Annotated in this window: 16 protein-coding genes; 9 read left to right on the top strand and 7 right to left on the bottom strand. The window is 41.8% G+C overall.

Annotated elements, in window-relative coordinates; genetic code table 11:
* The first annotated feature begins 69 nt into the window (after positions 1 to 69).
* Positions 70 to 1131, top strand: a complete 1062-nt coding sequence (locus HY063_07780; GenBank protein MBI3501679.1) for a hypothetical protein — start codon at positions 70 to 72, stop codon at positions 1129 to 1131.
* Between the two features lie 13 nt (positions 1132 to 1144).
* On the opposite strand, the gene obgE is transcribed toward HY063_07780, so the two are convergent.
* The 5 genes from obgE to ggt all read right to left on the bottom strand — a co-directional run bounded on the left by obgE (position 1145) and on the right by ggt (position 5597).
* Complete coding sequence (gene obgE / locus HY063_07775; GenBank protein ID MBI3501678.1) at positions 1145 to 2152, bottom strand: GTPase ObgE; 1008 nt, start codon at positions 2150 to 2152, stop codon at positions 1145 to 1147.
* A gap of 91 nt (positions 2153 to 2243) precedes the next feature.
* Positions 2244 to 2819 carry an adenylate kinase gene (locus tag HY063_07770; protein ID MBI3501677.1) on the bottom strand — a complete coding sequence of 192 codons (576 nt, stop codon included), beginning with the start codon at positions 2817 to 2819 and terminating at the stop codon, positions 2244 to 2246.
* 37 nt (positions 2820 to 2856) lie between these two features.
* On the bottom strand, positions 2857 to 3228 hold the full coding sequence (locus tag HY063_07765; GenBank protein MBI3501676.1) for a four helix bundle protein: 372 nt from the start codon (positions 3226 to 3228) through the stop codon (positions 2857 to 2859).
* 43 nt (positions 3229 to 3271) lie between these two features.
* Entirely contained in the window at positions 3272 to 3814 is a 543-nt protein-coding gene (gene hpt / locus HY063_07760; GenBank protein ID MBI3501675.1) for a hypoxanthine phosphoribosyltransferase, read from the bottom strand.
* A 31-nt stretch (positions 3815 to 3845) separates the two neighbouring features.
* A complete protein-coding gene (ggt, locus tag HY063_07755; GenBank protein MBI3501674.1) occupies positions 3846 to 5597 on the bottom strand; it encodes a gamma-glutamyltransferase in 1752 nt (583 codons plus the stop codon).
* 60 nt (positions 5598 to 5657) lie between these two features.
* On the opposite strand from ggt, the gene purE reads away from it, so the two are divergent.
* A complete protein-coding gene (gene purE, locus HY063_07750) occupies positions 5658 to 6170 on the top strand; it encodes a 5-(carboxyamino)imidazole ribonucleotide mutase (protein ID MBI3501673.1) in 513 nt (170 codons plus the stop codon).
* Between the two features lie 90 nt (positions 6171 to 6260).
* Positions 6261 to 7100, top strand: coding sequence for an alpha/beta fold hydrolase (locus tag HY063_07745; protein ID MBI3501672.1), 840 nt, complete (start codon positions 6261 to 6263; stop codon positions 7098 to 7100).
* Positions 7101 to 7102: 2 nt separating this feature from the next.
* Here HY063_07745 and creD read toward each other — a convergent pair whose 3' ends face one another.
* Together creD and HY063_07735 are read right to left on the bottom strand one after the other, a co-directional pair.
* Positions 7103 to 8428 carry a cell envelope integrity protein CreD gene (creD, locus tag HY063_07740; GenBank protein MBI3501671.1) on the bottom strand — a complete coding sequence of 442 codons (1326 nt, stop codon included), beginning with the start codon at positions 8426 to 8428 and terminating at the stop codon, positions 7103 to 7105.
* Between the two features lie 46 nt (positions 8429 to 8474).
* A complete protein-coding gene (locus HY063_07735) occupies positions 8475 to 10316 on the bottom strand; it encodes an ATP-binding cassette domain-containing protein (GenBank protein ID MBI3501670.1) in 1842 nt (613 codons plus the stop codon).
* Positions 10317 to 10468: 152 nt separating this feature from the next.
* On the opposite strand from HY063_07735, the gene rbfA reads away from it, so the two are divergent.
* The 6 genes from rbfA to HY063_07705 all read left to right on the top strand — a co-directional run bounded on the left by rbfA (position 10469) and on the right by HY063_07705 (position 21333).
* Entirely contained in the window at positions 10469 to 10810 is a 342-nt protein-coding gene (rbfA, locus tag HY063_07730) for a 30S ribosome-binding factor RbfA (GenBank protein ID MBI3501669.1), read from the top strand.
* Positions 10811 to 10812: 2 nt separating this feature from the next.
* Entirely contained in the window at positions 10813 to 11622 is an 810-nt protein-coding gene (locus HY063_07725) for a methyltransferase domain-containing protein (protein MBI3501668.1), read from the top strand.
* Positions 11623 to 11697: 75 nt separating this feature from the next.
* Complete coding sequence (locus HY063_07720) at positions 11698 to 12969, top strand: ABC transporter permease (GenBank protein MBI3501667.1); 1272 nt, start codon at positions 11698 to 11700, stop codon at positions 12967 to 12969.
* Positions 12970 to 13068: 99 nt separating this feature from the next.
* Positions 13069 to 13647: a hypothetical protein gene (locus HY063_07715; GenBank protein ID MBI3501666.1), complete on the top strand. Its 579-nt coding sequence runs from the start codon at positions 13069 to 13071 to the stop codon at positions 13645 to 13647.
* A gap of 132 nt (positions 13648 to 13779) precedes the next feature.
* On the top strand, positions 13780 to 20178 hold the full coding sequence (locus HY063_07710) for a gliding motility-associated C-terminal domain-containing protein (GenBank protein MBI3501665.1): 6399 nt from the start codon (positions 13780 to 13782) through the stop codon (positions 20176 to 20178).
* A 12-nt stretch (positions 20179 to 20190) separates the two neighbouring features.
* Positions 20191 to 21333: a PorP/SprF family type IX secretion system membrane protein gene (locus tag HY063_07705; protein ID MBI3501664.1), complete on the top strand. Its 1143-nt coding sequence runs from the start codon at positions 20191 to 20193 to the stop codon at positions 21331 to 21333.
* The last annotated feature ends 162 nt before the right edge of the window (positions 21334 to 21495 follow it).

Here is a 21495-nt window from a genome sequence, read left to right as displayed (position 1 = left end):
TAAATATTTTAATGGCATTTGCTTTGTTGAAATAAGAATCATGAGAACATTAAAAAAATATTTATTTCCTTGTTGCTATCTGTAACTATTGAAATTATTTCTTCTGAAAAAATTGCCGCTCAATATGCAACTGTAAGTTTTCAGGTTTTTTACGATGAACTTTCTCCCTATGGAAACTGGGTAGATTATCCCGAATACGGTTATGTGTGGATGCCGGCTGGCTATAAAAATTTCTCGCCTTATTATTCAAACGGCTATTGGGAATATGCTGATTTCGGATGGACATGGATTTCATATTATCCCTGGGGCTGGGCGCCTTTTCACTATGGCCGCTGGATTTTCGACCCGCTTTATGGTTGGCTTTGGACGCCCGATTATTATTGGGGACCTGCGTGGGTGATGTGGAGAATGGGCGGAGGATATTGCGGCTGGGCTCCGATGGCTCCGGGCATGAGTGTTTCATTCGGAGTTGTGCATACTATTCCAATTGAGCAATGGGTTTTTGTTGACCAGCAATATTTAGGCGCTCAAAATATTTCCACCTACTATGGTCCGCGAACTGACAATCAAAAAATTTATAACAATACTTCGGTTGTGAAAAATACTTTCGAAGATAAACCAAGAAACACAACTTATGTTTCGGGCCCGAAGAAAGAAGAAATTGAAAAAGCCACAGGAAAAACAATTACTCCATTAGTGGTAAAAGAAAGTGAAAAGCCCGGACAGAAAATAAATAAGAATGAACTCAGCATGTATCGCCCGGTGATAAAACCAACTGCCGAAGGTAAAAAAAAACCTGCGCCTGCAAAAGTGGTGAACCTGAAAGAAAGAAATCCTTCAGAAAAGAAACCGGAAAAAATGGAGAAACCAAAAGAACCGGAGCCGGAAAAAAATCCTCCTGCTAAAAAAGATAAATTGCCGAAAGGAGAACCGCCATCAATTCCTCCGAAACAAGTTCCTTCTCCGCAGCCAAAACAAGAACCGCCCGTAGTTCCACCGAAGCCAACGCCTATGCCTCAGCCAAAACCGGAAAAGCCGCACATGTTTCCAAAACCTGCACCGGTTTTTCCAAGACCGGAGCGTCCGCACAGAAATATGGAAATGGCTCCGCCAGAAATAAAAAAGAAATAAGAAGAATTGTTGTTTATGAATTAATGGATTTCCACAGCACCTCCTTTAATTCAATCAATCCCATTTGCGTGTGAGAAGAAAAATAAACAACAGGAATTTTTTTCTCTTTGAATTTCTTTTTCAGTTCTTTTTTCAGTTCGGAAAAAAGTTCTTCATCGAGCATATCGCATTTTGAAATTCCGAGTACGCGTTCTTTTTTTAAAAGTTCGGGATTATATTTTTTTAGTTCGTTCACCAAGATTTTATATTCCTTCACAATCTCATTCGCATCGCAAGGAACAAGAAAAAGCAAAACAGAATTTCTTTCAATGTGTCGGAGAAAACGCAAACCCAATCCTTTTCCTTCGGCAGCGCCTTCAATAATTCCGGGAATATCTGCCATCACAAAAGATTTATGCTCGCGGTACTTTACAATTCCAAGATTCGGAACGAGCGTAGTGAATGGATAATTTGCAATCTCAGGTTTGGCTGCAGAAACCACCGAGAGCAGGGAAGATTTTCCTGTATTGGGAAAACCAACAAGTCCAACATCGGCTAAAACTTTCAGTTCAAAAATTTTCCATTCGTTTTTTCCTGCTTCGCCCGGCTGCGCATTTCTTGGCGCCTGATTGGTAGCGGATTTAAAATGCGCATTTCCTTTTCCCCCTCTTCCGCCCGCAGAAATAATTTTTTCTTCTCCGTCTTTTGTAATTTCCGCTTCCACTTCTCCGCTTTCCGCATCTTTGATAATTGTTCCGAGCGGCACTTCAAGAATTTCATCTTTGCCATTTTTTCCTGAACGCAATCTTCCTTCGCCTTTGTTTCCTTCTTCGGCAATCACGTGCTTACGGTATTTCAAATGTAAAAGCGTCCAGACATTTTTACTTCCGCGAACGATAATATGACCGCCTCTTCCTCCATCGCCACCATCCGGTCCGCCCTTGTCAACAAATTTTTCCCTATGAAAATGCACCATGCCTGCTCCGCCTTTTCCCGAGCGGCAGCAGATTTTTACGTAATCTATGAAATTACTTTCAGCCATAATTGTTATCTACTAATTTACCAATCTGTACTAATATACTAATCAACAGCCGCTGCATGTATTCATTAGTAGATTAGTATCCATTAGTACATTAGTAGATGCTCTCAATTTGTTTACATAAAGCAGAAAAAATTTGTTCAATGCTTCCGATTCCTTTTACTTCTCTCAGTTTGTTTTGCTTTTTATAAAAATTTTTCAGAGGTGCGGTTTTGTTATTGTATTCTTTCACTCGGTTGCGAACAATTTCTTCATTCTGGTCATCGGCTCTTCCGGATTCTTTTCCTCGAAGAATAATTCTTTTCGTAAGTTCTTCTTCGTCCACTTCGAGAGCAAGCGTCATTGTAATAGAAAGATTTTTTCCTGCAAGAAATTTATCGAGCGCTTGCGCTTGCGCAGTAGTGCGGGGAAAGCCATCGAAAATGAATCCCTTCGGATTTTTTTCTTTGCTCACTTCCGATTCCAGCATTTTTATTGTGACTTCATCGGGAACTAAATTTCCTGCATCCATATAACTCTTCGCAAGTTTTCCAAGTTCCGTTCCGCCTTTAATATTCGCGCGGAAAATATCTCCCGTGGAAAGATGAATGAGTTTATATTTTTCTACAAGTTTAACCGCTTGTGTTCCTTTGCCAGCTCCCGGAGGTCCGAATAAAACAATATTTAACATATGGTTGATGTATGATGGTTTATGGATGATGTTAAAATCACTTGCGCTTTTTGCCTTCAGCAGTCATTTTTATAGAAGTAAATATTGCTTTGAATTCTTTTGCCTCTGATAAAAACTTATTCAGTTTTGCAGAGTATTTATCTTCAGAATATAACTTCAGCAAAACTCTCAACCAATAAACACATTCTCTCGATTCTTTACAAACAACGCCAATCTTATGACAAAAATCTCTTTTAGATTCTGCAGCTTGAGATTCCTCGTAGTTTGCTCCGATAGAAGTGGCAGCTCTCGCCAATTGCATTTTAGGAATATCATGAATTTTATTGAAAGGAAGTTGTCCGAGAAATTTCAAAATCTCGATACCAAATTCAAAAGTTCTGTCTAACAATAATTGCGTCTTGGGATCCATGTAATAGTATTATTTATTTTGTATTTCCATCATACATCATCCATCAAACCTCATCCATCACATAAACGTCCTGCAAATTTCTTCCAAGCCCGTCATAATCTAAACCGTAGCCAAGCAAAAATTTATCCGGCACATCAATTCCTTTATAGTCGAGTTTAATTTTTTTTGTGTATGCTTCGGGTTTGAAAAACAGCGCAGCAACTTTTATTAATTTCGGATTATGTTTTTTTAATTCGCCAATTACTTTCTCAAGTGTGTTGCCGGAATCAACAATGTCTTCTACAATAATTACAGTTCTACCTGCGAGATTTTCATTAAGTCCGATTAGTGTAGTTACATTTCCTGTTGAATTTATTCCTGAATAGGAAGAAACTTTGATGAAAGAAATTTCGCATTCGCATTTTATTTTTTTCAGCAAATCGGCAGAGAAAAGAAAAGAGCCATTCAGCACAGAGAGAAAAAGCGGTCTTTGATTTGCAAAATCTTTATCAATCTTTTTTGCAATCGAAGAAATAGTTTTCTGAATCTTCGCAGAAGCAATCAACGACTTAAATTTTTTTCCGTGTATTGTTACTGTCTTTGCCATTTGCCTTCTTACATTTTACATCTTAGATATTTTAATATCCCATTGCTTTATCATCACCTCTCGGGTCAGCAGCGCCTTCGAGTTTTCCATTCGGAAGAATAAGAATGCAATCGCTTCTCCCGATAGGCGCGCGCTTCACAATATGCTGTCCTTTCTTTTCCAAATTTAAAATTGTCAAACTATCAATCGCATTCTCTTCGACAAAAATAGTATCCGGCTTCCATTGACAATGAACTTTTTTTGAATTCACCGCTTCCTGCATGGTCATTTCGTATTCAATTACATTCAGAATATTTTGAAAAACTGTTGTGATAATTTTTGAACCGCCCGGAGTTCCAACGACCATAAAAAGCTTTCCGTCCTTCTCTATGATTGTTGGAGTCATTGAACTCAACATTCTTTTCCTGGGAGCAATTGCGTTTGCCTCTGAAGAACTGACGAGCATAAACATATTTCGCGCGCCAATTTTAGAATTAAAATCATCCATTTCGTTATTGAGAAGAAATCCCGAGCCGGAAACAAAAATGTAATTTCCATAATCACCGTTAAGGGTTGTGGTGACCGCGACTGCATTTTTCCATTTATCCACTATGGAAAAATGAGTTGTCTGTTCTTTTTCAGACCTCACCCCCGACCCCTCTCCTATAGGAGAGGGGAGAAATTCACCTGCAGAAATTTCTGAACTTGGTTTTGCTTTGTCAGGATTAAAATCTTTCATACGGGAAATAATATAGAGAGAATCCAAAAGTTGTTTCACGGGAACAGAAACAAAATCCGGGTCGCCAAGATATTTTTGCCGGTCGGCATAAACTCTTTTTTCTGCTTCAGCAAATAAGTGAATTGATTTTTCGGAATTGAATCCAAAATCTTTCACAGGAAAATTTTCTGCCATATTTAATAATTGCATAAGCGCAATTCCACCGCTGGAAGGAGGGGGCATGGAAATAATTTTATAATTCTTGTACCAGCCAACAACTGGCTCTCTCCATTTTGATTCATAGTTTTTTAAATCATCATAAGAAATAATTCCGCCCTTGCGTTTCATTTCATTCACAATATTGCTGGCAGTTTCTCCGGAATAAAATCCGTCTTTTCCTTTATCACGAATGAGCGTGAGAGTTTTTGCAAGAGATTTTTGAATAAGCATGTCGCCTGCTTTCCATTCCTTATTTACTAACGAACAAAGCGAATCGTTCCACTTCAGAAAATTATTTTTAGTCTCGTTCATTTCTTCTGCCTGCATTTTTGTAATCGAAAATCCTTTCTCTGCCAAATCAATTGCAGGCTGAACCAAATCTTTCCAGGGAAGTTTTCCATATTTTTCGTGCGCGCGAAACATTCCATCCACAGAACCCGGAACTCCAACGGAAAGCAAACCTTCCGTGCTTAAATTCGGAATTACATTTCCGTTTTTATCGAGATACATATCGCGCGAAGCGTTGAGCGGAGCTTTTTCGCGGAAGTCGAGAGAATTTATTTCTCCGCTGTTCATTCGCACAACCATAAATCCACCACCGCCAATATTTCCCGCATTCGGATAAATAACTGCGAGCGTAAACTGAACTGCAACGGCTGCATCAATTGCATTTCCTCCTTTCTTCAGAATGTCAACGCCAACTTTTGCTGCGAGTGGATGAGCGCAAACAACCATTCCTGAATCGGCAATCAATCCGGAATCTCTTTTGGTAGTTTGCGATTCCTGTTTTACATTCTCTTTTGGATTTCCACAGGAAAAAAGAAATATTGCACTAAGAAAAATAAATATTTGAAAAATAATTTTCATTGGCGGCAAATCTACCATTTATTGCAAAAGGTTTATCTTTACGACTCAAAATCACAACGTATGACTCCGAAAGTTTCAATCATCATGGGAAGCACCAGCGATTGGCCTGTCATGCAGGAAGCAGCAAAAATTCTTGACCAGTTTAAAATTCCTTTCGAGGTGAATGCGCTCTCGGCTCACAGGGTTCCCGAGCAAGTTGCGGAGTTTGGAAAAAATGCTTTTTCGCGCGGAATTAAAGTTGTCATTGCTGGCGCTGGTGGCGCAGCGCATCTTCCCGGAGTGATTGCGGCTTTCACTACTTGTCCTGTGATTGGCGTTCCGTGCAAATCAACTATTTCTCTCGATGGATGGGATTCTCTTCTCTCGATTGTGCAAATGCCTCCGGGAGTTCCGGTTGCGACTGTTGGCGTGGATGGCGGACAAAATGCCGGAATACTTGCCGTGCAAATTCTTGCTACAGGCGATGAAAAACTTTCTGCTGAATTAAAAACTTTCAAAGAAAAACTGAAAGAGAAAGTTCTCAAGGCGAATGAAGAACTTAAGCAGCATAAATTTAACAGTCGCGTTAGTTAATCCGCGAAACACGAACTTGTACGAAAAATACGAAATGAAAACCATTTCCTTTTTTTGTATTTTTCGTATCGTTTCGTTTTTCGAAGATTTATGAAATTATTTTTTAGAAAACTCGGAGAAGGAAAACCTCTCTTCATTCTTCACGGGCTTTTTGGATTATCGGACAACTGGGCAACAATCGGAAAAATGCTTTCCGACTCTTTCGAAGTTTATTTAATTGATTTACGAAATCACGGGAATTCTCCTCACAGCGATGAATGGACATATTCTGCTATGGCGAATGACATTAAGGATGTAATGGAAGATGTAAAAGGTCAGATGGCAGATGGAAAAATTATTTTAATAGGGCACTCATTAGGAGGAAAAGTTGCCATGCAGTTTGCAAGCATGTATCCAGAGAAAATAGAAAAGTTGATTGTAGTTGATATGGCACCGAAAGATTATCCTGGAAACCAGTTTGACTTTATTGAGAAACTTCTTTCAATAAATCTTTCGAAAATGAAATCAAGAAAAGAAGCGGAAGTTGAATTGAGAAAAATAATCAGGGATGAAGCGACAATACAATTGCTTTTGAAAAATATTCAATGGAAAAACTCACCACCTTCCCCTCTCTTTCAGAAAGAGAGGGGTGACGAAGTCGGGGTGAGTTCTTTAGAATGGAAATTTAATCTGCAAGTCATTGCCGAAAATCAAAACAAGATTGGAAAAACTTTTTCACTTGGAGAAAAACCAATTAACACTCCTACCCTTTTCATTCGCGGAGAAAAATCAAATTATATTTTGGATTCGGATATTCCGCAAATCAAAAAATATTTCCCCAGCTCAGTCCCGATAGCTATCGGGATTAAAACCATTGCCGGTGCCGGGCATTGGGTGCATGCGGATAAGCCAAAGGAGTTTGCAGAAGCGGTGAAAGAATTTATTTTATAAAATTATTTTTTTGTCTTACTCAAATTATACCAATCTATTTTTCTTGAATAAAACATTACAATGGCAAGCGTAATGAACAATCCAATACTTCCCATTAATAATGCATAATCTTCCAATTGAATAAGCGAGAAAATATAGCCGTGTAAAATTGCAAGAACTCCAGCAACAAGCAAAACTATTCGGTTTGCTTTAAAAATACTTTTCAAATATGCTGCTATTAATATAATAGTTGATAGTCCAGAAATAAAATAAGAGAAATTAAAATTAGTATGTTCAGATATTGAAATTAAAAGAGAGTAAAAAATACAAAGACCAAGTCCGATTAGTGTGTATTGAAGCGGATGCACTGCATATTGATTTAGAATCTCAATAAAAAATATCACAAGAAATGTTAGAGTAATAATGAGTATGGCATATTTTACTGAACGAGTTGATTTATGATAATTATCTACTGGCGTGAGAAGATTAACACCAAAAGAAGAGTTCTGAATGGAGTAACCGGAACCAATCCAACTTTGAGGATAATTTCTATTTAAGTGCAAGATTTTCCAATTCGCTGTGAATCCAGTATCATTTACTGTTCTTTCATCTGGAAGAAACGAACCGTCAAAACTTGGAGTTTTCCAATTTGAAACAACTTGAACTTTTGTTTCTTTTCCAAGAGGCGTAAAATATAAAAGTTCAGAACCTTTTAATTTGAGGTTAAAAGAAAATTCATAATCAGTTTTTATAGTATCACTCTTGCTGATCTTTATTTTAGTACTAATACCGCTCTGTAATACATCAGGCGATTCAATTCCGGCATTAAAAGAATTTTTTTCTGCATTCCAAGTAAGAGAAACCTCTTCTTCAATTCCTCTCAAATCCGAAATACCCATTGAAACAAAAGCATCATCATACATGATATTATCTTTAGGAATTTTTAAAGAAGAAAAATCTAATGGAATAAATTTTCCTGAAAATTTTAAATCAGAATTATAGACAACAACTTCATAAATTCCACGATATCTTTTTTCGGGAAATAATTTTCCTTGCACCTTTAAATCATTTGGAAGAAAATGTGCATATTTAATAACCTTATAATAACTTTTGCCAGTATCCTTATGAAATTCAAAATAAGGAACTGAAATAATTGGACCAGAAAGTGTTTGTCTTTGTCCCCATTTAGAACTTACTTCATTAATTGCTTCATTCTGCCGTTGCTGTCTTTCATCAATCAATCCCTGTATCATAAATGTTGACGCCCATAATAATAACATAAGGATTACAATAACAACAACTTTAACAGTGAGGCGGTCGCCTGAATTATTTTTCTGAATGGTTTCCATTTGATATGGGAATTAAGCAACGAATGTATAAAGAAAAAATTATCTGCTACACGAAAGTTTGCATATCATATAATTTTTTGTACGCACCATTCTTCGCCAAAAGTTCAGCGTGATTTCCGCGCTCGGCAATTTCTCCTTTGCTTAAAACAATTATTTCATCGGCATGCTGAATGGTGGAAAGGCGGTGAGCGATTACAACAGAAGTTCTGCTTTGCATTAATTTATTCAGCGCGTCCTGTACCAAACGTTCGCTTTCGCTGTCGAGAGCCGAGGTTGCTTCATCTAAAATAAGTAGAGGAGGATTTTTCAGCACCGCGCGCGCAATTGCAATCCGCTGTCTTTGTCCGCCAGAAAGTTTGCTGCCTCTGTCTCCAATATTTGTCTGATAACCTTCGGGCATTTGCAAAATAAAATCATGTGCGTTTGCAATCTTCGCAGCATTAATAACATCTTCTTCTTTAGCATTTAATAATCCAAAAGCAATATTATTAAACACAGAATCATTAAAGAGAATTGATTCTTGCGAAACAATTCCCATTAAATTCCGGAGCGAAGAAATTTTTACATCGCGGATTGAAATTCCATCTATGAGAATTTCTCCTTTGTCGGCATCGTAAAAACGCGGAAGCATATCAGCCAGCGTGGTTTTTCCCGAACCGGATTGTCCAACTAGCGCAATTGTTTTTCCCTTCGGAACTTTCAGATTAATATTTTTCAGAACATGCCCTTCATCTCCGCGCGTATAGGAGAAAGAAACATTTTTGTATTCAATTTCCCTGTTGAAAGTAGAAATAGTAACAGGTGAGGAAGATTCTTTGATTGCTTCTTCCGCTTTAATTATTTTTTCAATCCTTTCTGCCGAAGCCATGCCGCGCTGAATGGCGTAAAATGCGATGGTGAGTTCTTTCGAAGGACCAATCACCTGGTAAAAAATTGCGATGTAGGTAATGAACACAGAAGCGGAAAGCGTTTCATCCAGCACCAATCTTCCTCCGAGATAAACGAGCGTCATCAGTACGCACGCGCCCAAAAATTCGCTGAGCGGAGAAGATAAATCCTGCTTGCGATACATTCGAATCATGGTGTGCGTGTAAAAATTATTTTCCTGCTGAAATCTTTTGTCTATGAATTTTTCCGCGTTGAATGCTTTGATGATTCGCAGACCGCCCAGCGTTTCTTCAATGATGGAAAATAAAGTTCCCAAACGGGTTTTTCCTTTCACAGATGTTCTGCGCAAACTTCTGGCGACAAGAGAAATTAAAACTCCTGGAACAGGAATCAAAACTAGAACGAGCAGCGTAAGTTTCGGGCTCATGTAAACCATTGTGCCGAGCAAAATAATTATGTTGATGGGATTGCGGAAAATCATTTCAATGGATTGCATCACGCTCCATTCAATTTCCATTACATCAGTAGTCATGCGCGACATTAAATCTCCTTTGCGCTCGCTCGAATAATAAGATAAAGGCAGCGCGAGAATTTTTGTGTGCATGGCGTTGCGCAAATCTTTCACCACACCGTTGCGGATATTTGCCATATAAAACAATCCGAAATAGCGAAAGATATTTTTCAGAAAAATAATTCCAGCCACTAACAGGCAAATAAAAACCAGCGCCTGCAGTTTTCCTTTTTCCATGATGATTTGCGAGAGGTAATAATTAAAATTATCTATGAGCGATTCGGCAGAAACTTTAAACTGAGGCGCGCATTTCGCAAGAATAGTTTTGTATTCATCCGCCTGCTTCAGAAAAAGTAAATTCAGAAACGGGGCAATCATGGTAAGCGAGAAGAGAGAAAAAATTACAGAGAGAATATTAAAAATAATATTCAAAACTCCATAGCGCCAGTAACCGCGAACGTAAGAGAGGATGTGAAGAAAACGTTTCATCTAAATCTTCGAAAAGCGAATGTATACGAAAAATACGAAACGCTCAGATTAGAAAAATGTTGCATGAAAATAGTTTTCACTCGTTCTATGTTAATCATAATCCAAAATGTTTTTCTTTCGTACTTTCGTACGGTTGTTTTTTTTGATGATTCATGGCAACGCTGCGGCAAAATAAAGTTTCAAGTTTAATTCAGAAAGAGATTGCTGACATTTTCCAGAAGGAAATGAAAAATGCTTTCGGCTCAGGATTAATTACCGTTACGCACGTATTCATGAGTCCTGATTTATCTTTTGCAAAAACTTATCTCAGCATTTTCGGAGTAAAAGAAAAAGAAAAAATTCTGGAAGCAGTGAGAAAGCAATCAAGAGAAATAAGAAAACTATTAGGAGCAAGAATAAAAAAACAAGTTCGCATCATTCCGGAGATTGCTTTCTTCATAGATGAATCGGCAGATTATGCGGAGAAGATGGATGAAATCTTTAAGAAGATTTGATTATGGAGTACGACCCAATCAAGCGCTCACTCGGAAATGTTTTTAATAAAAATCCTTTCCTCAGAAAATTATTTTACAACCTGCTCGACTTGCTTTTGCTGCGATGCTGGCATGTGCATAAAGAGTTGAGAGATTGGGGTTCGGAGTCAGGAGAAAAAGAAATAAATATTCTTGACGCTGGTTCAGGATTTGGTCAATACAGTTACTGGATGACAAAAAAATTTCCGAAAGCAAAAATTCTGGCGGTAGATGTAAAAGATGAACAAGTTGCCGACTGCAATAATTTTTTTCAGCAAATCGGAAAAACAAAGGTAAAGTTTGAAGTTGCCGACTTAACAAAATTTGTTCAGGAAGATAAATACAATCTCGCGCTTTCTGTAGATGTGATGGAACATATTTTGGAAGACGTTTTGGTTTTTAAAAACATTCACGCTTCGCTGAAAAAAGGCGGAATGCTTCTAATCTCCACTCCATCCGACCAGGGCGGGAGCGATGTGCACGAAGGCCATGAAGGTTCTTTCATTGGCGAACACGTGCGCGATGGCTACAACATAAAAGAGATTGAAGATAAATTAAAGTTGGCAGGATTTTCAAAAGTAGAACCTGGATATTCTTACGGAACTCCCGGAAAAATTTCGTGGAGATTGTCTATGAAATATCCCATGCAAATGCTCAGCGCTTCAAAAATATTTTTCATCCTTCTTCCTTTTTATTATCTCCTAGCGTATCCGATTTCTTTTGTGCTGAATTTTTTTGACACTTACACAAATCACAAAACCGGAACAGGATTGATAGTCAAAGCATGGAAATAAGCAACTGATTACACTAATTACCACTAATTGTATTTCATTTCGTATTTTTCGTATACTTTCGTTTTTTGTTGATTCATGAATCTCTCTTTATTCATAGCAAAAAGATATTTAATCAGCAAGAAATCGCATAACGCGATTAACATTATCACTTACATTTCCGTTGCAGGAGTTAGCATTGGAACAATGGCTTTGATAATTGTACTTTCTGCTTTCAACGGAATTTCTGATTTGGTTTTCGGATTGTACAACACATTCGACCCGGATATAAAAATTATTCCCAAGGAAGGAAAAACTTTTTTGCCCGATTCAATTGCATTCGATAAAATAAAAAAACTGGAAGGAGTTGCTTATTACACGGAAGTGCTGCAGGAAAATGCTTTGCTGAAATATGACGACAAGCAAGTAATTGCCACCATCAAAGGTGTGAGCGATGATTTTGTAAAGATGACGCGGCTCGACACAGTGATTCGTGAAGGAGAATTCAGATTGATGGATGAGGGAAGAGATAGGATGGATGATGTGGATTCTCTCCATCAACCATCAACCATTAACCATCAACCATTGTATTCCGCTGTGCTCGGCTATGGAATTGCAAGGCGGTTAAATATTTCTCTCACCGATTTCATGCATCCTTTGGAAATATATATTCCGAAACGCGGCAAGCAATCTTACCTGAATCCCGAAGACGCTTTCACTATACGAAGCGTGGAAGTGTCGGGAGTTTTTTCTTTGAACGATGATTTTGATTTTAAGTATTGCATTCTTCCTCTTTCACTGGCGAGAACTTTGCTTGAAAGAAAAAATGAATTGAGCGCGGTGGAGATTGGATTAGAAAAAGGCAAAGACAAGAATAAGATTAAAGATGAAATACAAAATATTCTGGGAAAAGAGTATGAAGTAAAAACCCGCTACGAACAAAACGAAGTTCTTTTCAAAACCATCAACTCTGAAAAATGGTGGACGTTTTTAATTCTTGCTTTCATTCTCGTAATTGCAACATTCAATGTCATTGGCTCACTCACCATGCTCATCATCGAAAAGAAAAAAGATATTCAAACACTCATGTTTCTTGGCGCAGATAAACTTCTTATAAGAAAAATTTTCATGCGTGAAGGGTTAATGATTACGTTCACTGGGGCAGTTGCCGGATTATTGCTTGGACTTTTACTCTGCTGGATTCAAATTCAATTCAAGCCCGTTCCTTTCAGCGAAGGATTCATTGTAGATGCTTATCCTGTAAAGATTGTGCCGATGGATTTGTTGCTGGTATTTGCAACCGTACTGTTCATTGGTTTTTTTGCCGCGTGGTATCCTGTGAAAATTTTTACACAAAAGATTAAGGAATAATTTTTTGCTGCTATTACTATTTCGGTTAAAAACTAAAAACCGCAGCCATGCAGTAATTTTATATTTTTATTGCTCACTATTACTTTAAATATTATTCCTATGAAAAACTTTTTTACTTCCTTGTATTTACTAATTGCTTGTGCAATTATTTTTTCTTCCTGCAATCACGAAACCTATTTTTCCATGACCAAGCGGCATTACCGCAGCGGTTATTATGTTGAGTACGGCAACGGTCATGCAACGGCAAAAACAAATACTGCAGCCGAAAAAACTTTTTCAAGCGAGTTGGTGAAGCAGGAAAAAATTTCTGCCGCGCTGAAAAATACCGAAGCGCCATTACTCCTTGACAATCCGGTTGCAAATGAAAAAATAAAGAATGCAAAAAAAGAATACAAGCCGGTGAAAGCAGTAAAAACAAATTCTTCACCGGATAATTTCTCCTCTCAAATAAAAATCAATTCTATTCCTAAAGTATTTTCTCCCGCTAAAAAAGAAATCAAAAAAATTATTTCCTCTCATCACAACAACGAACATAGTTTGCTGTGGTGGCTCATTGTCATTCTGCTGATAATTGTTATTCTCGATTTTCTGACAGGCACATGGCTGGGCAACCTCGTGTGGCTGCTGATAGTTATCCTTCTTATAATTCTCTTACTGAAGTTACTTGGACTTGCCTGAGATATTTTTTCATATTAAGAATGGAGAAATTTCATCGGCAATTTTACCCGATTCGTCTAAAACAAGATTGAAGCAGGTGCTTATGTGTTGCGAAAAGATTATATTTGGCACGATTCAAAAAATAATTTTACTATGAATAAATTTTACCTGCCCGTTGTTTGTGCACTCATCGCTTCGACAACCTTCTCGCAAACTGCCCGCGTTGCAGAAAAACAGAAGGAAAGTTCCGCACAAAGTTCTTTGCCGTTCAAAACTCCTTCGGTGGTAAACCACGGTAACTACCATGCGCAGATTCTCAGCACAGGTAACGATAGAAAAAATTTGGCGTTCATCGAAAATGCAGGGCAGTTGAATTACAAAGAAGGGCTCGAAGAAAAAAATGTTTTGTTCGGCTTTGACGATAACACAGCGCTGGAAGTTTACTTCACCAAAAAAGGTTTGCTCTATAAAATTACAAAAGATGAACAAGTATCGGAAGAAGAATGGGAAGAGTTTGTAAAGGAGCATAATCTCGTTCGCGCAGAAGAGGAAGAAAAAGTTGGCGCGCCCAAATACTTAACCCGCACAAAATGGGTGGAGATGAAATGGCTCGGTTCCAATCCCCAACCTGCCGTAACGGGAAGCGAGCGCACCTCTTTTTACTTCAACTACTATGCGCCAGATGTAGACAAAGACAAAGTAATCGGAAATGTGCATGGCTATAAAAAAATTAGTTACAAAAACATTTATCCGAACATTGACATTGAATTCACTATTCATCCCGAAGAAGGAATAAAATATTCTTACATCCTTCATGCCGGTGCCGATGCTTCACAAATAAAAATGTCTTATTCTGAGGATGTAAAATTGAATGCAGAAAAAAATATAATCATCCCCACTCCTCTCGGCAATATTACCGACCATGCCCCGCTCACTTACACGGGAATGGAGCCATCGGGAAATAGTATTGAATCGCAATTTTTTCTTGCAGATAAAAACACAGTCGGCTTCCGGTTGGAAAACGGAATGACAAAAGTTTCTGAAGAAACCATTATTGACCCGTGGACGGTTGGACCTTCTTATCCCACAGGAGGAGGCACTTATATTCCCGAAGATATTTCAGTGGATGGCTCCGATAACGTATACGTCTACACGATTAAACCCGGAAACGGGCCCACCAATTCGAAATACAATGTAGATAAATACAACTCCGCAGGAACGTTGGTATGGACATTTGATTTAACAGCAAACGCAAGTTACAAAGCGCAGTCGCAGGGTGATGTACAGGTGGATGTTGGCGGAAACGCCTACGCAACGGTTGGACTGGGCGCTACAGGAGGAACTTATTATAATACTATTAAAATAAACACAACCGGCACTGCATTGGTCTGGGGTTCCGCCAGCGGAACTACCAGCGCAAACAACATGTACGAAACATGGACGCTCTCCTTCAACTGCGACTATACAAAACTCTACCAGTCGGGAGGAGGAATTTATCCTCCGGCTTACAACGTAAGCGTGCTGGAACCGGTGAACAGTGCAACCGGAGCCGAAGGAGCGCTTACCGAAAACGATACGATCGGTGAAATTCTTTCCGCAGTTTTTGCCACGAATGGGTTGCTTTATTTTGTTTCTGCCGACAGCAATGCCGGTTCTAACAGAACTGGTGCCGCATCAACAGGCGCACATAACCGCCTGTCTTGTTTCAACACCACTACCAACACCAAACTTTTCAGTGTGCATACAGGATATTCTTACCACGATGGCGACCAGAAAGCCATCAGCGGAACGGGCGCAGGGTTTGGCGGCTCCATCGGAATGAATGCCGTTGCCGCATCATGCAATTATGTGTACACAATGGATGGAGTAAAATTAGACCGGTGGAACCTGACAACAGGCGCGCATTTCAACCAGGTAACCATTCCGGGAGGAACCACTACGGCTCTGCAGGTGAATTCGGGGATCGTCACGGATAAATGCGGAAACGTATATGTGGGTTCGGCAAAAAATATTTATGTGTACGATGCCTTGTTAAATTCCCTCGGAAGCATTGCCGTTCCGGGAACCGTGTATGATCTGGCATGGGGAAGCAACGGAAAATTATTTGCCTGCGGTGGATTAAGCACTGCTGAATCCTTTCTCGCGCTGGTAGCGCTTCCCACCTGCAACACAGCCGCCAGCGGAATGACGGTTACTCCTACCCAGCCGGTTGGATGCGGAGGCACCGGCTCGGCAACCGTTACCGCAACTTTTTGTGCGGCTCCTTATACATACACCTGGAGCCCGGGCGGACAAACCACTTCCACAGTTACCGGACTTGCTGCGGGAACTTACACCGTAATTGTGAAAGGTTCGGCACAATGCCCCTATACTTATATAGACACTGCCACTGTAACAATTGTTCCCGGAGCAGGCACACTATCTACTACCCAATCGCAACTTAATCTTAATTGCAACGGAGTGTGCATCGGCAGCGCCACAGTTACACCATCGGGGGGAACTCCGCCTTATACCTATGCCTGGTCACCAAGCGGGGGAACTTCTTCTGTTGCCACCGGGCTTTGCGCAGGCACCTATACGTGCACGGTGAATGATGGAGGCGGCTGTGCTTCCACTCCCACAATAACGATTACTCAGCCAACGGCATTAACTGCCGCCATTTCTTCCACCACTGTTTCGTGCAACGGAGGAAGCAACGGCACCGCCACCGTAACAGCAGGAGGCGGAACACCTGCGTACACGTATGCATGGACTCCAAGCGGAGGAACTTCTTCCACCGCTACCGGACTTTCACAGGGAAATTATACCGTGACGGTTACCGATTCAAAGGGATGCACAAAGACAGCCACAGTTTCCATTTCTCAACCAACGCCTGTTACTGCCAGCATTTCTTCGCAGACAAATGTGAGTTGCAACGGGGGCAATAACGGAAACGCAACTGCCAGCGGCTCGGGAGGAACACCGGCATACACCTATGTTTGGAACACTGCTCCTGCACAAACGGCTGCTACCGCCACAGGGCTTTCTGCCGGAACGTATACGGTAACCACTTCCGATGCGAACGGATGCACCGGAACCCAAACGGTTTTAATTACTCAACCCGCTGCGCTCACCACCACCGCTTCTGCAGGCGCAAATGTTTCGTGCAACGGAGGAAATAACGGAAGCGCGTCCATTTCCGCAGGAGGCGGAACACCCGCTTATACCTATTCGTGGAGCAACGGGCAAACCACCACTTCTGCCACAGGACTGTCTGCCGGAAATTATACGGTGACAGTAACCGATTCGAAGGGCTGCACGCAAACAGCAACAATTGCCATTACGCAGCCCACTGCCATCACTGTTACCACGAGCAGTACCAATGCCAACTGTGGAAGCAATAACGGAACCACAAGCGCAACGGCTTCAGGAGGAAATCCTGCCTATACTTATTCATGGAACAACGGGCAAACCACCACCACAGCAACAGGGCTTACTGCCGGAAGTTATACCATTACGGTTACGGATAACAGCGGCTGCACCCAATCGGCAGTTGCCAATGTATCCAACGCAAGTTCTCCCACCGTAACGCTCACTTCTTCTTCACCCGTAAGTTGCAACGGGGGAAATGACGGAACGGCTTCCATTACTGCCACCGGAGGAACTGCTCCCTATGCCTATTTATGGTGCAACGGGCAAACCACCACCAATGCAACCGGACTCTCAGCAGGTTCATGCACGGTAACTGTTACCGATAATGCAGGATGTATTTCAATCATCACGGTCAATCTCACACAGCCCACCGCGCTCACTTCCTCCCTCACCCCCACTGCTGTTTCGTGCAACGGAGGAAATAACGGAAGCGCAACGGTTACAGCGGGAGGAGGAACTCCCTCCTATACGTATTCATGGACAGGAGGGCAAACCACGAGTACTGCAACAGGGCTTACGCAGGGAAATTATACAGTAACCATTACCGATGCGAATGGCTGCACCGCCACCGGAACAGTGTCCATATCTCAGCCAACAGCAGTGACGGCAAGCGTTACCGCCCAGACAAATGTTTTATGCAACGGGGGAAATAACGGAAGTGCATCGGCAAGCGGTTCGGGAGGAAACCCTGCTTATACTTACTCGTGGAGCAACGGGCAAACCACGAGTACCGCAACAGGACTTACGCAGGGAAATTACACCATCATCGTTACCGATGCCAGCGGATGCACCGGAACGCAAACAGTTTTGATTACACAACCGGCTGCGCTCACTTCGCCTGTTTCGCAAACGAATGTGAGTTGCAACGGAGGAAATAACGGAAGCGCAACCGTTACTGCGGGCGGAGGAAATCCTGCTTATACTTATTCATGGACGAACGGTCAAACCACAAGTACCGCAACAGGACTTTCGCAGGGAAATTATACCATCACGGTTACCGATGCCAACGGATGCACTTCCACCAACACGGTTGCCATTACTGAGCCAACTATTTTATCGAACACCACTGCTGTTACTCCTTCGGGCTGCTCTTCTTCCACCGGAAGTGCAACGGCTACCACCAGCGGAGGAACTCCTGCTTATACTTATGCATGGAGCAACGGGCAAACCACTTCCACCGCCACCGGGCTTTCAGCAGGAACTTATACGGTTACCATCACCGATGCCAACGGCTGCACCTTTGTTGACTTTGCCAACATACTTAATGGCGGAGCGCCCACTGTCAATGTAACTCCCTCCGGTGTTTCGTGCAACGGGGGAAATAACGGCAATGCCACCGCCACTGTTTCGGGAGGAAATCCGCCTTATACCTATTCATGGACAAACGGGCAAACCACTTCTACCGCCACCGGGCTTTCATCGGGAAATTACACCGTTACCATTACCGATGCCAGCGGCTGCTCGCAGGTTGCCACCATATTTATTTCCGAACCCAGCGCGTTAACAACAAACCCTTCGCAGAATAATGTTTCGTGCAACGGGGGAATCAATGGAGATGCCACCGCCACGGTTTCAGGCGGGACTCCCAACTACACGTATTCATGGACGAACGGGCAAACCACTTCCACCGCAACGGGACTTGCACAGGGAAATTACACCGTGAGCATTACCGATGCCAACGGATGCACTGCCACACAAACTTTTTTAATTACTGAACCTGCTGCCATTACCAACAGCATGACCATTACGCAGGCAAATTGTTCCGCATCGAACGGAGATGCCACGTCAACTCCTTCCGGTGGAACAGGAACCTATACCTATATATGGAGCAACGGACAAACCACGAGTACCGCCACAGGGCTTGCCGCAGGATTTTACACAGTTACGATTACCGATGCAAACGGATGCACGCTCACCGATGTCGCCAATGTTACCAATGCAGGCGCTCCCACCGTTACACTCGCATCCACCACGGTTACCTGCAATGGCGGAACGAACGGAAGCGCCACTGCAACGGCTACCGGAGGAAATCCGCCTTATACCTATGCGTGGAGCAATGGGGCTTCGACAAGCTCAGCTACCGGACTCTCCGCAGGAACGTATACCATCACCATTACTGATGCTTCGGGATGCATACAATCAAACACCGTTTCTGTTTCTCAGCCCAGCGCCATTACTTCAACCACCACCACCACTCCTGCGGTCTGCACCACTGCAACGGGAACAGCAACCGACAATCCCTCAGGCGGAACACCGGGTTATTCTTATTTATGGAACAACGGGCAAACAACTGCAACAGCAACCGGGCTTGCCGCAGGAAATTATTCTGTAACAATTACCGATGCAAACGGCTGCACACAAACGCAGACAGTTACAATAACATCTGTCAACACATTAACGCTCAGCACTTCTTCTACTCAAACCGGATGTACTGTGAATAACGGAACCGCTACAGCGAATGCCAGCAGCGGAACTGCTCCTTACACTTACAGTTGGACCAACGGGCAAACAACTGCAGCAGCAACCGGGCTTGCCGCAGGAAATTATACCGCAACAGTAACGGATGCCAACGGATGTATAAAAACACAAACCGTAAGCGTTACACAAATACCCGGACCAACCGTAACAGCTAACGCCAGTCCAACTATTATTAGCACCGGTGCAAGCACAACACTTACTGCCACCAGCGGTGGGGGAACCTACTCCTGGTCGCCTGCTTCCGGATTAAGTTGTACTACTTGCGCAAATCCTGTGGCAACACCAGCGCAAACTACTGCTTACTGTGTAGTTGTTACTGATGCCAACGGCTGCACCGACAGTGCATGCGTAACAATTACTATTGAAATTCCATGTATCATCCAATCATTGGACGCACTTTTGCCAAATGCCTTTTCACCGAACGGGGATGTGACTAATGATCAGTATTGTGTTCCGCAAAACGCCTGCATTATCAGTTTTGTTCTGAAAGTATATGACCGCTGGGGTGAAAAAGTTTTTGAGTCGGATGACCTTTCAAACTGCTGGGACGGAATGTACAAGGGACAAGCACTGAACACTGCCGTGTTCGTTTATTTCTTCGAAGCCCAACTCAGCAACGGGGACACATTTAAACAAAAAGGAAACATCAGTTTGGTAAAATAAAAATTCAACGACATGAAAACAAGAAAACAAAAACGGAAGAATGGAAGGATGGAAGGATGGAAGGATGATGTAATCCCAACATTCCAATATTCCAGTATGCCAACATTTCTTATCGGTGTACTCTTTTTTTTAATCAGTGTAATCGGTGCTGCTCAGGATATTCATTTTTCCCAATATGATTTTTCACCGCTCGCGGTAAATCCTGCTCTCACAGCGGCTTATAAAGATTTGCAGGCGACCTTACAGCACAAAGAGCAGTGGCGTGTAGTGGATGCTTACCGCACCTCAGCGGCAACGTTTGAAATGAGATTTGCACAACCCAACTGGACGAAGGTGAAAAATGCCACCTCTACTTTTAAGAAAGGGCTTGCCGCAGGCATCACCCTGTTTTCTGATAAAGCCGGGGATGGCAGCATAAAACAGTTTCAGGCAAACCTTAGTATCGCCTATCATGCCGTGCTCAATGACAAGAATGTATTTTCGGGCGGAATTATCGGAGGCATTGCCGAAAAAAGCATTTCGCCCGATGGATTAAGATGGAACAGTCAATACACCTCAGGCGTGTATGACCCGGGTGCTCCTTCGGGTGAAAAATTTTCAAGCCAATCTTTCGCGTATGGTGATTTTGGCGCGGGCATTTTGTGGAGTTATGGCGATGGGGAAAAATACATGACAGCCAACAGTCAAAAACACATTAACGCGGGAGTATCGGTGATGCACCTGAATCAGCCACCGCAATCTTATCTTGGAACTTCTGACGGGCTTAACGTGAAATGGACAGGGCACCTGGGTTCATTCTTCGGAATAAAAAATACCAATTACTCCATTGGTCCGTCAGCGATATATATGCAGCAGGGAAAACTCACCGAGTTAACTGCGGGAATGCGGATTAAATACAAACTCAAGGAAAATTCGGTCTATACAGGATTCATTAAAAGTTCAGCGTTCACCTTAGGATGTTATTACCGGAACAGAGATGCCGTGATTCCTTTTTTCATGTATGAGGTGGATAAATATGCCATCGGTATAAGTTACGATACCAACATTTCCGGGTTAACAGCAGCAACCACCGGCAGGGGCGGTTTTGAAATATCATTGCGGTTCAACACCCCCAGTGCATTTCTTTATCAGACAAAAGCAAGTTTTGCTCAATAGGAAACTTCTTGTACTGACTAATAACGTGAGTTTTGCTTAAGGACTTCATTATTGAATGAGATTCCTCATTTCGCTTCGCTCCATTCGGAATGACATCTTTAATTTTTATAGGGAGAGAAGCGGGCGCGCAGAGCGCGCCCGCTCCCAATCCTCCCAGATGTT

This window comes from Bacteroidota bacterium (assembly GCA_016195025.1).
Classification (GTDB): Bacteria; Bacteroidota; Bacteroidia; order Palsa-948; family Palsa-948; genus Palsa-948.
Note: the sequence above shows the minus strand (reverse complement) of the source record. Positions and strands in the feature narration are given on the sequence as shown.

What these genes read in the sequence shown, in the direction of transcription:
- obgE (MBI3501678.1), bottom strand. Translation starts at nt 2,152, where the DNA reads ATGGCTGAAAGTAATTTCATAGATTACGTAAAAATCTGCTGCCGCTCG.
- HY063_07770 (MBI3501677.1), bottom strand. Translation starts at nt 2,819, where the DNA reads ATGTTAAATATTGTTTTATTCGGACCTCCGGGAGCTGGCAAAGGAACA.
- HY063_07765 (MBI3501676.1), bottom strand. Translation starts at nt 3,228, where the DNA reads ATGGATCCCAAGACGCAATTATTGTTAGACAGAACTTTTGAATTTGGT.
- hpt (MBI3501675.1), bottom strand. Translation starts at nt 3,814, where the DNA reads ATGGCAAAGACAGTAACAATACACGGAAAAAAATTTAAGTCGTTGATT.
- ggt (MBI3501674.1), bottom strand. Translation starts at nt 5,597, where the DNA reads ATGAAAATTATTTTTCAAATATTTATTTTTCTTAGTGCAATATTTCTT.
- purE (MBI3501673.1), top strand. Translation starts at nt 5,658, where the DNA reads ATGACTCCGAAAGTTTCAATCATCATGGGAAGCACCAGCGATTGGCCT.
- HY063_07745 (MBI3501672.1), top strand. Translation starts at nt 6,261, where the DNA reads ATGAAATTATTTTTTAGAAAACTCGGAGAAGGAAAACCTCTCTTCATT.
- creD (MBI3501671.1), bottom strand. Translation starts at nt 8,428, where the DNA reads ATGGAAACCATTCAGAAAAATAATTCAGGCGACCGCCTCACTGTTAAA.
- HY063_07735 (MBI3501670.1), bottom strand. Translation starts at nt 10,316, where the DNA reads ATGAAACGTTTTCTTCACATCCTCTCTTACGTTCGCGGTTACTGGCGC.
- rbfA (MBI3501669.1), top strand. Translation starts at nt 10,469, where the DNA reads ATGGCAACGCTGCGGCAAAATAAAGTTTCAAGTTTAATTCAGAAAGAG.
- HY063_07725 (MBI3501668.1), top strand. Translation starts at nt 10,813, where the DNA reads ATGGAGTACGACCCAATCAAGCGCTCACTCGGAAATGTTTTTAATAAA.
- HY063_07720 (MBI3501667.1), top strand. Translation starts at nt 11,698, where the DNA reads ATGAATCTCTCTTTATTCATAGCAAAAAGATATTTAATCAGCAAGAAA.
- HY063_07715 (MBI3501666.1), top strand. Translation starts at nt 13,069, where the DNA reads ATGAAAAACTTTTTTACTTCCTTGTATTTACTAATTGCTTGTGCAATT.
- HY063_07710 (MBI3501665.1), top strand. Translation starts at nt 13,780, where the DNA reads ATGAATAAATTTTACCTGCCCGTTGTTTGTGCACTCATCGCTTCGACA.
- HY063_07705 (MBI3501664.1), top strand. Translation starts at nt 20,191, where the DNA reads ATGAAAACAAGAAAACAAAAACGGAAGAATGGAAGGATGGAAGGATGG.